Here is a 12,864-nt window from a genome sequence, read left to right on the forward strand (position 1 = left end):
AAAATTTTATAATACTATGTCAAAAGGTCATATTGGGGTTACGTCTGAGAATATTTTCCCCATCATTAAAAAATTCCTTTATTCCGATCATGAGATCTTTTTACGAGAGCTTGTTTCCAATGCTGTTGATGCTTCTCAAAAGCTGAAAACTTTATCTAGTGTAGGTGAGTTTAAGGGCGAAATGGGAGAGCTTAAGGTTAAAGTTTCAATTGACGAGAAAAAGAAAACCTTGACTATCTCCGATAGAGGCGTTGGTATGACGGCCGAAGAAATAGAAAAGTACATCAACCAGATCGCTTTTTCGGGAGCAGAGGAGTTTCTCGATAAATATAAAGACGATTCAAATGCCATTATCGGTCATTTTGGTTTAGGGTTCTATTCTTCGTTTATGGTTGCCAAAAAGGTGGAAATCCATACTTTGTCGCATAAAGATGGGGCTAAGGCCGTGAAGTGGTCGTGCGACGGAAGCCCCGAGTTTACTTTGGATGAAATTACCAAAGAGGACAGGGGGACTGATATTGTTCTTTATATTGACGATGAGAATAAGCAATTCTTGGAAAAAGCTGAAATAACCCGTTTGCTGAACAAGTACTGTCGCTTTTTGCCTATTGAAGTTGCTTTTGGTAAGAAAACAGAGTGGAAAGATGGTAAGGAGGTAGAGCTTGAAGAGGATAACGTGGTAAACGATACCAATCCGCTTTGGTCGCGCAAACCTGCCGAACTGAAAGACGAGGATTATAATAGGTTCTACAAAGATCTGTATCCAATGAGCGAAGATCCTGTCTTCAACATACACTTAAACGTAGATTATCCTTTTAACCTGACAGGAGTTCTGTATTTCCCAAAAATCAAGAATAATGTGGAAGTTCAGAAAAACAAAATTCAGCTTTATAGCAATCAGGTATTTATTACCGATTCTGTGGAAAATATCGTACCTGAGTTTTTGACCCTTTTGCATGGCGTTCTTGACTCACCCGATATTCCGTTGAACGTTTCCCGCTCATACTTGCAGGCGGATGCTAATGTGAAGAAGATATCGAACCATATCACCAAAAAAGTGGCGGACCGTTTATCGGAAATCTTTAAGGCAGACAGAAAAGGGTTCGAAGAAAAATGGGATTCTTTGAAGCTGTTTATCGAGTACGGTATGTTGACGGAAGAAAAGTTCTACGATAAGGCCCAGAAGTTTACCTTGTTTAAAAACACGGACGGTAAATATTTTACTTTCGACGAATACAAGGATATTATCAAGGAGAACCAAACGGATAAAGACGATCAGTTGGTGTATCTGTATACTACCAATGCCGAAGAGCAGCATATTTTTATCGAAGGAGCTAAAAATAAGGGATATGATGTTTTGTTAATGGATGGTCAGTTGGATACCCATTTTATCAATCATCTGGAGCAGAAATTCGAAAAGAGCCGTTTTGTTCGCGTGGATGGTGACGTGGTTGAAAAACTGATACCCAAAGAAAATACACTGGAGTCGAACTTGTCCGCAAGCGATAAGGAAGATTTGACTTCCGTATTTTCGGCCCAGGTTCCCAATGGGGATAAAATGAACTTTATTGTTGCTTTTGAAGCCATGGGAGCTGATTCTAACCCGGCTATCATTACCCAGCAAGAGTTTATGCGCCGTATGAAAGAGATGAGCGCAATGCAGGGTGGCGGAATGAATTTCTATGGCGAAATGCCTGATAGTTACCAGTTGGTGGTAAATGAAAACCATCCTTTGGTGGAGCGTATTTTGGCCGACAAGAACGAGAAAGTTGGGGAGCAGGTTGACTCCTTGCGAGGAAAGATCGAAAGCTTGAACGGAAAACGTCAGGAGCTTGAAAAAGCCAAAGAAGGTAAGAAAGATGAAGAGGTGCCTCAGGCCGAAAAAGACGAGTTGGCAGATGTTGACAAGAAAATCAACGATCTGAACGCTAAAAAGACAGAAATTTTAAGTGGTTTTAGTACCGACAATAAATTGGTGTCTCAGCTTATCGATCTTGCGCTTCTTTCAAATAACATGCTTAAAGGTAAAGCGTTGACTAATTTTGTTAAGCGAAGCATTGATTTGATTTAAGGCTAAGTTATATTAATTTTATCAAGCCGTTTGATTCAGTTCAAACGGCTTTTTTTTGGGGTTAAACCCCGAATTGTGCTTGTTGTGCGAATTGTTTTACTAGAAAAAAAACTGCGAAGCTGTCTAGGATGAGCAATATTAACGGTGTTGAATAACGTGTATTGCGAGGCTGTCGATTAGATTGTAAAATGTAATTTCATGTTTCTGATTTTCGATGCATTCCATAATAGGGATGCGCTTTTGCTATTTGTTAATAACTCAAATACAAATACTGAAACTAATTTTCCTTTTTAAGAGTAACACGAACAGGGGAAAAAGATAAAGTCTATCGTTTCTTATTTCCTGCTTGTTGGTCTGTAAAGAATGTTTTTAAAAGAAAAGCTAAAAATATGGTTTGCTCAAATCTATAAATCCTTTAGGTATCATTTGATATTTTGGAATTTAGCTTTGTTTTTTTACTTGTTTTTAACAGGCGATCAGTCTGTTTTTATCAACTACTTTGGATTGCTTGCCAGGGAGTCTGTATATGTCAATGTGGTGTTTGTCAGTGTGGTTGTTACTGTGCTGTTTGCTTTTTGGGATATACTCGTTTCAGATCGCGTTATGAGGTTTTCGCCCATACGAACCATGGTATTTTTGCGGTCGATACTATATTTTGCGTTGGCTTTTGTTTTGCTGTATCTGGCTGCAAACAAAAATTTGAGTTTTAATTCCGTTGTCGATTACCAGTCGTTTGTTAGTCATATTCCTGATTTTGGGTTAAATGATGTTCGGTTTTTCGTGTATTTTTATTTGGCCTGTATTGGGAATAGTACCTTTAGGGAAATGTACAAGAAAATTGGTGTGGGTAATTTCTTCAACTGGTTTTTTGGCAGGTTAAATAAGCCCCGCGAAGAAAAAAAGATATTCATGTTTATTGATATGAAATCTTCCACCAGAAGGGCAGAGCAATTGGGACATGAAAAATTCAGTCGTTTGGTACAGGATGTTTTCCACGACATGTCCGTGCTTTATAACTACCAAGGGGAGATTTATAATTACCTGGGAGATGGCGCCGTTGTTACCTGGGACGAACATAATGGCATTCGGAATACGAATTGCATCCGGGCATTTTTTGCGTTTTTGAGGGTGATTGAAAAGCGTTCGCGGTATTACCGCTGGCGATATGGTGAGGTGCCGCAGTTTAAGGCTGGCCTGCATATCGGAAAGGTGATGGTGCTTCAGGTTGGAAGTATACGTAGGGATATTTCTTATAACGGCGATACCATAAATACGGCCGCCAGAATCGAGTCGAAATGTAACGAATACAGAAAGGATCTTTTGATATCGGGCGTTTTATATGAGGCCTTTGAACAAAAAGACGAGTATAATTTTGTAAAACTGGATGCGATAAAGCTAAAAGGCAAGAGGCGTCCATTGCTTGTGTTTTCAGTTCTGCCTAAGGGTAACAAGAAGCGAAAAAAGAGCAAGGTGCAATATTAGCCAAGATTCGGCATTATAGGTTTAAATTTCGTACTGGCAGCAGGCGTAAGCATAAGGCTTGCCGCAGGGGGTGCCTGATACAGGAATTCTTGCGTTGAGGTTTTGCCGTTAATCAACCTGTCCCAAATCACAAAATATCTTAGTGTAGCAATTTTCTATTGGAAAAATCAAATTTATAGTTGGTCCAATCTGCATTTTAGGACAAATAAAAAGGTTGCATTAAATAATAAGCGTACAATATACGCTGTAAGTTTTAATTTTAACATACTTTAAAAATGTCTTTGTTTATAAGGCTTTTGGAAGGATTGTATGATTAAATATAGAAGAAAAGCAAAAAATAAATGTTAAAAAGTTTGTAAGTATGATAATAAAAACTGTACATTTGAATCAATAAACGTAAAATATACGCTTAAATAGCAGTGCGATTGAAATCAAAATCTGGAAGGTCATGGAAAAATACAAAGAATCGATGGGAAAGGGAGACTGGGGTAAAAGTGAAAACCGAACTTATTTAAATCTGCGATTTAAATGGATGAGGAACCTGAAGGCGGCAGTAATAATAGGTGTAGTTCTTGTTTGTGGTAATACCCTTTCCGCACAGGAGGTGGAAAATGCCTACAAACCATTTCAAGGGTATTTAAGTTTGCGAAATATGCATATGTGGAGGGGTTTTGTGGTTACGCCCGGTGTGATGACTTCGACGGCACTTGAATATAACGATAGAAGCGGAAAATTGACGCTTGGTCTTTGGGGAGGGGCGAGTTTTGACGGAACCTTCAAGGAATATTCATATTATGGGGTGTACCGATTTGCCGATAACTTTTATGTGGAAGTGGTGAGTCACAATAACTATTCGAGTCAAGACGAAGAAGATATTGATATGTTTAGTTACGCAAAGGAAACCTCACCCAATTTTGTGGATATTGCATTGGGATATACTGTTTCGGAGGAAGTTCCTTTGACATTATTTTGGGCAACCATACTGGCAGGACAAGGGCAAGATTACGAAGTAGACGAAAACGGTGACAGAACGGATTCTTACTCAAATTATGTAGAGGCTAAATACAGGCTGCACAATAAAGGGGGTTATCAATTAAGTGCTTTTGCCGGTGGAGCTTTCTCGTTCTCAACAGAGAAAACATTTTACAGTAAAGGAGCCAACTTTGTAAATATCGGATTAACTTTAAGTAAAAGTGTAGAGGTGTTCAACAAAAAAATTCCTGTAAACTTCAATGGGATCTGGAATCCCGAAAGCGGTAAAGGTGTCTTGCAAATAGATGTGGTTCTGTTTTAATCAATCTTAATAAATTATCTTAAAAAATACTACAATGAAACTAAGGTCAATGAATTTTAAAGTAAAGGATGTCCTTTTGTCGGCAACATTGGTTGTACTAATGTCGTTTTCAACAGGATGTGTGGAAAAGATAACCCAGGTTCAGGGTTCGGCGAAAAACGATAGTTTAAATGATGTGATAATTGAAAGCAATGTGGACTTGAGCGGCTTCAAGATTGGGTATTGCACGCCCGCGTTAAATGCTCCTTATTACCAGGCTTTGTTGTCGAGTATTCAACAGACGACCAAAGCAGCGGGTATGACATTTGTGTATGCCGATGGGCAGGGTGATATCAACAAGCAAATTGCGGCTGCGGAAGATTTGATAACCAAAGGGGTAGATGCCTTGTTGCTTAATCCGCTGGACCCGAATGCGTTGGTTGGGGTGACCTTGGTGGCCGAACAGGCTGGTATCCCTGTTTTTATCATCGACAGTTCCATTGATCCATCTGCCAAGTATGTAACCACCGTTCAGTCTGATAACCATAGAAATGGAGAATTGGCCGGTGAATGGTTGGTGAAAAAGATGGGATCAAAAAAAATGAAGATAGCCCTGCTGAGCGGTAATGCGGGAAACCCAGTGGGTAAAACAAGAAAGCAAGGTCTATTGACGGGTATTACAGAGGAGCAGTTAAGAACGCATGGTTACATTGATTTGAATATTAAAACACAGGCCTATACAAACTGGTCGTACGAGGGCGGATTAAAAGCAATGGAGGATATTTTGGTTGCACATCCCGATATAAACGTGGTTATTACCGAATCTGATGTTTGTGTTTTAGGTGCAATTAAAGCAATTCGCAAAGCAGGAAAGGAAGATGATATACTGATTGTGGCGGCAGCTGACGGGCAGAAAGAAGCCGTTAAGTTAATTATGGAAACAGATTTATATGGCTGTACCGCGGTAAACAGTCCTGTGCTGATCGGAAAAACAGCAGTTCAGTATGCGGTTCAATACTTTAATGACAAGCGCGATTTTGAAAAAACTTCGTTTACGCCCGCAGTATTGATTACAAAGGAAAACGCGAAAGAATTCTACAATCCGAAGGCCATTTTTTAATCGTTTATAAAATTTAATTGGCATGAAAACAGTTGATGAAAATAAGTATATGGTGGAGTTCTCGGGAATAGCCAAAAGCTTTGGTAAAGTAAAGGTTTTAACTAATGTTTCGTTTGGAGTTAAGCCTGGTGAAATTCATACTTTGATTGGTGAGAACGGTGCCGGCAAATCGACCTTGATTAAGATCTTATGTGGCGTACATCCAAGAAATGCCGGGACCATAAAGCTGGAAGGAGAAGTTATTGAGCCTAGCAATCCACATCATGGTAAAGAGTTAGGTATTAGTGTGGTTTACCAGGAGTTGTCGTTGGTGAATGACTTGTCGGTAGCTGAAAATATCTTCTTGCATAAATTGGGTTCGGGAGGTTCGTGGATGAACTGGAAGGAGATGGTGCAGGAAGCCAGGAAGATTATCGAGTCACTTGGTTTTGATATCAACCCTAAGGCAAAAGTCGCTGATTTAAGTATTATCAAAAAGCAGATTGTGGAAATTGCCAAAGCATTATCGGAAGAAGTTAAGGTATTGGTGTTGGATGAGCCAACAACGGTTTTGGGGCCTAAGTCGGTGGAGAAGCTTTTCAGAACGCTGGATAGATTGAAGCAAAAAGGAATCGCCATTATTTATATCTCACACCATATGGAAGAGATATTCCAGATATCGGATTCGGTTACCGTGTTAAAAGATGGTGAAGTTACCGGAACCATGTTGGCTTCGGAAACAAATACCGATGAGGTGGTGAAATTGATGATTGGCAGGGAGCTGAAGGATTTTTATCCGCCCAGAGACGTGAAAATAGGCGATAAGCCCATTTTAGAGGTGGAGGGCTTAAATTCAAAGTGTAAGAAGATTAAGGATGTTTCCTTCAAATTATATCCAGGCGAGGTGCTAGGTATTTCTGGTCTGGGAGGAAGTGGACGTACTGAAACAGCTCGGTTGATTTTTGGCGCCGATAAAAAAGAATCAGGCATCATTCGCTTGAATGGGAAAGAGATTGAAAACAAGAACCCGGTTAAATCCATAGCAAACAGCATTGGGTTTGTGCCGGAAGACAGAAAAGAAACGGGTGTGTTTCTGTCCCTGTCGGTAAAGGATAATATCAGCCTGACCAACTTCGATTTGGTATCGGATAAACTGGATTTTATTCAGGATGGTAAGGAAAGAAAAAATGCCTGCAATTTAATTAATAAGCTAAGTATTAAAACACCTAACGAAAATACTAAGGTGATGAACCTGAGTGGCGGCAACCAGCAAAAGGTAGCCTTGGCTAAATGGTTGAGTATAGATGCCCAGGTGATTATTATTGACGAGCCTACCAGAGGAGTTGATGTAGGTGCCAAAGTGGAGATTTATAATTTAATTAACGAGTTGGCGGCCAAAGGTGTGGGAGTGCTGGTGATATCGTCGGATATGCCGGAGATTATTGGAATATCCGACAGGATATTGGTGGTTCACAATGGTTCCATCGAAGGGGAATTGCATAAGGAATCATTCTCCGAAGAAAATATATTAAGGTTGTCGATCGGCGAATCTTTAAATTCTCAAACAGCAGTCTAAACAAATCTAACTAATCCGTCTTGATGTAAAGTTGTAAGAATCCGTCTTGAATCTTGAAGCTTGTGTCTTGTTGAACGAAGGGAAATCCCGAAACCTTCAGATTAATTTCTTCGGGAATACTAATATTATAAAAATGAAAACTACAGCTAACGATATTATCCGTTTTTTGATAAAGTATAATACCATCTTTATCTTTGCAATACTTGTGATTTTTTCGTCCCTTATTTCCGACGTGTTCTTTTCTTCCATTAATATTTCCAATTTGTTAAAACAAGTTTCCGGAGTGGGAATCGTAAGTATAGGTATGCTTATCGTCATTCTTACCGGAGGAATCGACTTGTCGGTAGGTTCCATGGTGGCCCTAATGGGGGTTATTTTTGCCTTGCTGACAAATTCTATTGTGCTCTCGCTGGCCATCGTACTTACTCTGGCCATTGGCTTTGCCATAGGTAGCGTTTCCGGCTGGTTGGTGACCAAACATAAAATGGCGCCTTTTATTGCGACGCTCGCACTGATGACTATTGCACGTGGTTTTGCATTCATCTACTCAAAAGGGGCTCCTGTTGTTTTTCAAACCAAAGGGGGTTTGTTAATGCAAGATTTTGGTAACGGATCGTTACTTGGAATACCTAATGTGGCTATTGTGTTTATTGTGGTAGTGGCTGTGGCTCATATTATGTTGAGATATAATGTGTTTGGTCGATTGGTGATAGCTATTGGCAGTAACGAGGAAGCTTCTGTTTTATCGGGAATCAAAGTCAACAAATATAAGTTCCTGGTATATTCTATTTCGGGATGTTTGGCAGCCGGTGCCGGTATTATTGCTGCTTCAAGAACGAATTTGGGTTCGCCAAACTTTGGTGTGGCCCTGGAATTGGATGCGATTGCTGCCGTGGTGATTGGTGGAGCCAGCCTAAAAGGGGGAAAAGGTACTGCTATCAATACTTTAATGGGGGTGTTGATTTTAGGATTGATCGGTAATATCCTTAACCTGCTAAACGTACCGTCCTATCCTCAGCAAGTAATCAAAGGTTTGATCATCATCTTTGCGGTGCTTCTTCAGCGTTTCGAGGATAAATACAAGGTGTGATATAATTGCTTCTCGGTTGCGATTCCTCCCCATGGCCTGATACGCGGGCAAGCATTGTTGCACAGCTATGGGGGTGGGGTGTAAAGTAAAAAATAAAAGGTATGTTTTCGGCCATCGGCCGAATAATGGTGTTGTACGCTTTAAAATGATAAAAATGAAGACATTAAATAAAGAAAATTTAAAATCCTTGCCATCGGATGTAGCTGTTCCGACTTACGACCGTTCAGCCGTTAAGGCCAGTATAGTTCATGTAGGTATTGGTGGGTTTCACAGGGCACACCAGGCGTTTTATGCCGACCAGTTACTTGAAAAAGGAGTGGCTCGGGATTGTGGAATCTGCGGGGTAGGATTGTTGGAATTCGATAGGAAAATATGTGATATTCTCACTGAGCAAGATGGATTGTATACCTTGATGACCAAAGAGCTTGATGGTTCTGTGAACGCCAGGGTAATCGGGTCGATGGTTGAGGTGATGTTCGCACCGGACAACAAGCAGGCAGTTATTGAAAAAATGGCCCATCCCGAAACGAAAATCATATCACTGACTATTACGGAAGGGGGATATAATTTAAACGAAGCTACCGGGGAGTTCGATTTTGAAAACGAATCTATCAAATGGGATTTGGCGCATCCTGAAGACCCGAAAACAATTTTCGGTTTTCTTACACAGGCATTGTTGTTAAGAAAGAATAAAGGTGTTCAAGGGTGTTCGATTCAGTCCTGCGATAATATACAGGGGAATGGTGCTATTGCACGCCAAATGTTATGTAGTTTTATTGGCGAGGTGGATAACGAGTTGTTGGAGTGGGTGAATAAAAATGTTACGTTCCCTAACAGTATGGTCGATAGAATTACCCCTGCTACTGTTCCTGCGGATATCGAAATGGTTTATGATAAATTTAAAATAAAGGACCGCTGGCCCGTCGTGTGCGAGTCGTATATTCAGTGGGTGGTGGAAGATGATTTTGTGTCGGGTCGTCCTGCGTACGAAGAGGTTGGTGTGCAGTTTGTAGAAGATGTGGCGCCATACGAAAAAATGAAACTGCAACTCTTAAATGCCGGTCACTCTGTGCTTGGTATGTTGGGGGCCAGACATGGTTATAATTCGATTGATGAGGCAGCCAGCGACGAAGATTTTAGTAAATTCCTGCGAAGCTATATGGATGCGGAAGCCACACCAGTACTTTCCGGATTGGAAGGGATGGATTTGGGTGCCTATAAAGACAGTTTGATGGCCCGGTTTCGGAACAAATACATCAGGGATCAGATCTCGAGAATATGTTTGCAGAGTTCCGCCAAGATGCCTAAGTTCATATTGCCTACGGTTAAAAGTCAACTGGAAGGTTCCGGTAATTTCCAAAGGGCAGCTTTTGTGATAGCAGCTTGGTGTAAATATAACGAAGGCGCAGATGAGAAGGGTAATGAATATGAGATTGAAGACGTCATCAGCGAAGAGCTGCAGGCAGCTGCACGAAGAACCCAAGATGATCCACTGGCGTTCTTGAAAATAGAATCTGTCTTTGGTGATCTTGTTCATCAGCGGACTTTTGTTGACGCTTATCAAAGTGCCCTGGAAGCGTTGAATGAATTTAAAATAAAGGAATGTGTGAAAGCAATAAACACTAAAAATACAATATCATGGGAAAAGTAGTTTGTTTTGGAGAGGTGCTCTGGGATGTTTTGCCAACGGGTAAAAAGGTTGGCGGTGCTCCCTTGAATGTGGCACTTCGCTTAAATTCGTTAGGAAACGAATCGTACGTAATAAGTAGTGTGGGGGATGATGTTTTGGGTGAAGAGTTGATGAATGAAATTAAGCCCTTTGGTGTGAATTTAAATTATCTGCAAAAGAATAAAGACTTGGATACCAGTGAAGTATTGGTAGTGTTGGATTCGGCAGGTTCTGCGTCGTACGATATAAAGTACCCATGCGCCTGGGACGCTATAGCCTGTAACGACGAAACGCTTAAGTTGGTGAGTGAAGCGGATGCATTTCTGTTTGGAAGCCTGGTTGCTCGCGACCCACGTTCGAAAGGATCTTTGTTGAAACTGATGGATGTTGCCAAATATAAAATATTCGACGTAAACTTGCGTGCTCCGCATTATTCAAAAGAGTTGCTAACCACATTCATGGAAAAGGCCGACTTTATCAAGTTCAACGATGAAGAGCTTAACGAAATATGCGCTTATTATGGTCACGAAGATATTCATCTGGAGGAAAGTGTACGCCTGATTTCGGAGAAAACCCGGACGAAACATATCTGCGTAACACTTGGAGCGGATGGTGCAGCCCTGTTTTACAATGATAAATTCTATTATAACAAAGGATATAAAATAACCGTAGCCGATACGGTCGGTTCAGGGGATTCTTTTCTGGCCTCTATTGTTAGCGAGTTAATGCGAAATGTAGATCCGCAGGAAGCCATCGATTTTGCCTGCGCGGTAGGGGCCCTGGTAGCCACCTTTAGTGGAGCCAATCCGGTAATTGCAAACGAGAAAATTGAAGCACTAATGCATTCTTAATTAGTCGTTATAGGTGCTGCCTTGGAAGGTTTGTGTGAAGTACGCTACTTGCAGAATGTTCCGGGCAGCTTTTTTATCTTTTGTCCGTAGATTTCACCGATGAATCGGATTGAAACAGCTCCGCTGTTCTTGTTTTCCTAGGATAAACATAAATCAGGCACTGCTTTTTTTAGGTCATTGAATTAAGATCCATGAGACATGCTTTTACAGGCTTCCTCCTTAGCGCCTCAATCGCCTTTAAGTAGGCATCCACAAAAATATCTTCGTTTATCAATTCTTTAAAAACAGGTTTTATTTCCAAAAAACGGATGGGTGATTGATGGGATAGGGCAGCTGTACGAATTAAAATATCGCTTAATGCATCCGAAATTTCATAGCTGATTCCGTTTTCGTCCACTCCATCGTTGTATTTGCACCAGGCGGCAATGATAAATGCACCTCTGGTAATATTCCGTTTGTTTTTTAGTTGATCTTTAATAGTGGGTAAGATAAAGAGCGGTACTTTTGCGGAGCTTTCTTTGCAAATCCTTGTGAGACTATCCTTGATGTGTGGGTTTTGAAAACGTGTGATCACATTTTGTTTGTAATTGGTGAAATCTGTTTTTTTAGCTTGGTCTAGTGTCGGGGCAACTTCTTCATTCATAAAGTCTTCAAGTAGAAGCATCAATTCTTCGTCACAAGCTGCTTCGTAAACGGTTTTGTAGCCGATTAATGTTCCTAGGATTCCCAGAATACTGTGCCCGGCATTTAATAACCGCAGCTTCATGTTCTCGTAAGGTTCAATGTTCCTGGTGAATTGAACGCCTACCTTTTCCCATGGGGGTCTTTGAGCAGCAAAATGGTCCTCGATAATCCATTGAGCAAAAGGCTCGCAAACCACAGGCCATTGGTCTTCGGTTAAATAACCGGTCTTTAAATTCTCAATATCTTCCGTTCTGGTTACAGGTGTAATTCGGTCTACCATGGTATTGGGGAAAGTGACATTGTTTTTTACCCAGTGTAACAATTCCGGTTCGGCCCTTTCAATATAATGAAAAAGCGAACCTTTCATTGTATCTCCGTTGGCTGGTATGTTGTCGCATGAAATAATGGTGCATCCTCCAATTTTTCTTTGTTGCCTCAGCTTTAAGGCTTGGGTCAAATATCCAAATACGGTGTTGGGGGAGAGTGGGTTTTTAATGTCTTCGGCAACCACAGGGTGGTCCATGTCAAACTTCCCGGTTATTTCGTTCAAATGGTATCCGTCCTCGGCTATGGTTAACGATATGACCTGTATATCGGGGTGTGCCATTTTTTCAATGACCGCCATGGGATTTTCCGGGGCAAAGAAATATTCGACGATGGAACAAATAACCTTAATCTTGTTCTGTCCATTAGGGTACTTGGTAATAAGGGTGTAAAGGCCATCCTGATCTTTCAATATACTATATATCTTTCGGTCAGAATCCAATAGGTCAACGCCACATATACCACAATCCGTAATTCCGTATTTGTCCATTAGTTCATTTGTGTAGTAAGCTTGGTGCGCGCGGTGAAAGTTGCTTACGCCAATATGAACAATGCTGGTGGTGATATTGTCGCGGTTAAAAGTTGGCGTAATTACATCTGCTGGCAATAAACCCAGGTTTTCCTGGTTGAGATAATGGAACTTTTGCATAATTGTTGAATGTATGATGACTTCAAACGTAGCTATTACGTACCGTGTAAAATTACACGAAAAATGTGAATGAATAGTATAAATTGGGAATATTAA

9 protein-coding genes are annotated in these 12,864 nt (G+C 40.7%); 8 read left to right on the forward strand and 1 reads right to left on the reverse strand.

Translation table 11 applies throughout. The features are described from left to right. The first annotated feature begins 16 nt into the window (after window positions 1–16). From htpG to ACRD64_RS19035, 8 genes are all read left to right on the forward strand, one after another. Window positions 17–2,071 (forward strand): molecular chaperone HtpG, encoded by a 2,055-nt coding sequence (htpG, locus tag ACRD64_RS19000; protein WP_430935046.1) that lies wholly within the window; start codon window positions 17–19, stop codon window positions 2,069–2,071. Between the two features lie 363 nt (window positions 2,072–2,434). Beyond that, window positions 2,435–3,553 (forward strand): adenylate/guanylate cyclase domain-containing protein, encoded by a 1,119-nt coding sequence (locus tag ACRD64_RS19005; protein WP_430935047.1) that lies wholly within the window; start codon window positions 2,435–2,437, stop codon window positions 3,551–3,553. Between the two features lie 448 nt (window positions 3,554–4,001). Beyond that, window positions 4,002–4,847, forward strand: coding sequence for a hypothetical protein (locus ACRD64_RS19010; RefSeq protein ID WP_430935048.1), 846 nt, complete (start codon window positions 4,002–4,004; stop codon window positions 4,845–4,847). Between the two features lie 34 nt (window positions 4,848–4,881). Beyond that, window positions 4,882–5,946 carry a substrate-binding domain-containing protein gene (locus ACRD64_RS19015; RefSeq protein WP_430935049.1) on the forward strand — a complete coding sequence of 355 codons (1,065 nt, stop codon included), beginning with the start codon at window positions 4,882–4,884 and terminating at the stop codon, window positions 5,944–5,946. Between the two features lie 22 nt (window positions 5,947–5,968). Continuing rightward, window positions 5,969–7,501 carry a sugar ABC transporter ATP-binding protein gene (locus ACRD64_RS19020; RefSeq protein WP_430935050.1) on the forward strand — a complete coding sequence of 511 codons (1,533 nt, stop codon included), beginning with the start codon at window positions 5,969–5,971 and terminating at the stop codon, window positions 7,499–7,501. 133 nt (window positions 7,502–7,634) lie between these two features. Further along, entirely contained in the window at window positions 7,635–8,591 is a 957-nt protein-coding gene (locus tag ACRD64_RS19025; protein WP_430935051.1) for an ABC transporter permease, read from the forward strand. Between the two features lie 154 nt (window positions 8,592–8,745). Further along, complete coding sequence (locus tag ACRD64_RS19030) at window positions 8,746–10,242, forward strand: mannitol dehydrogenase family protein (protein ID WP_430935052.1); 1,497 nt, start codon at window positions 8,746–8,748, stop codon at window positions 10,240–10,242. Further along, complete coding sequence (locus ACRD64_RS19035) at window positions 10,230–11,111, forward strand: carbohydrate kinase family protein (RefSeq protein WP_430935053.1); 882 nt, start codon at window positions 10,230–10,232, stop codon at window positions 11,109–11,111. Before ACRD64_RS19030 ends, ACRD64_RS19035 begins: the two co-directional genes overlap by 13 nt. Before the next feature lie 169 nt (window positions 11,112–11,280). Here ACRD64_RS19035 and ACRD64_RS19040 read toward each other — a convergent pair whose 3' ends face one another. Next, a complete protein-coding gene (locus ACRD64_RS19040; protein WP_430935054.1) occupies window positions 11,281–12,768 on the reverse strand; it encodes a mannitol dehydrogenase family protein in 1,488 nt (495 codons plus the stop codon). Window positions 12,769–12,864 lie beyond the last annotated feature (96 nt).

The organism is Saccharicrinis sp. 156 (assembly GCF_050589685.1).
Classification (GTDB): domain Bacteria; phylum Bacteroidota; class Bacteroidia; order Bacteroidales; family Marinilabiliaceae; genus Saccharicrinis.

Excerpts from the sequence above, each read along its gene's own strand:
- htpG (WP_430935046.1), top strand. The coding sequence starts at position 17 with ATGTCAAAAGGTCATATTGGGGTTACGTCTGAGAATATTTTCCCCATC.
- ACRD64_RS19005 (WP_430935047.1), top strand. The coding sequence starts at position 2,435 with ATGTTTTTAAAAGAAAAGCTAAAAATATGGTTTGCTCAAATCTATAAA.
- ACRD64_RS19010 (WP_430935048.1), top strand. The coding sequence starts at position 4,002 with ATGGAAAAATACAAAGAATCGATGGGAAAGGGAGACTGGGGTAAAAGT.
- ACRD64_RS19015 (WP_430935049.1), top strand. The coding sequence starts at position 4,882 with ATGAAACTAAGGTCAATGAATTTTAAAGTAAAGGATGTCCTTTTGTCG.
- ACRD64_RS19020 (WP_430935050.1), top strand. The coding sequence starts at position 5,969 with ATGAAAACAGTTGATGAAAATAAGTATATGGTGGAGTTCTCGGGAATA.
- ACRD64_RS19025 (WP_430935051.1), top strand. The coding sequence starts at position 7,635 with ATGAAAACTACAGCTAACGATATTATCCGTTTTTTGATAAAGTATAAT.
- ACRD64_RS19030 (WP_430935052.1), top strand. The coding sequence starts at position 8,746 with ATGAAGACATTAAATAAAGAAAATTTAAAATCCTTGCCATCGGATGTA.
- ACRD64_RS19035 (WP_430935053.1), top strand. The coding sequence starts at position 10,230 with ATGGGAAAAGTAGTTTGTTTTGGAGAGGTGCTCTGGGATGTTTTGCCA.
- ACRD64_RS19040 (WP_430935054.1), bottom strand. The coding sequence starts at position 12,768 with ATGCAAAAGTTCCATTATCTCAACCAGGAAAACCTGGGTTTATTGCCA.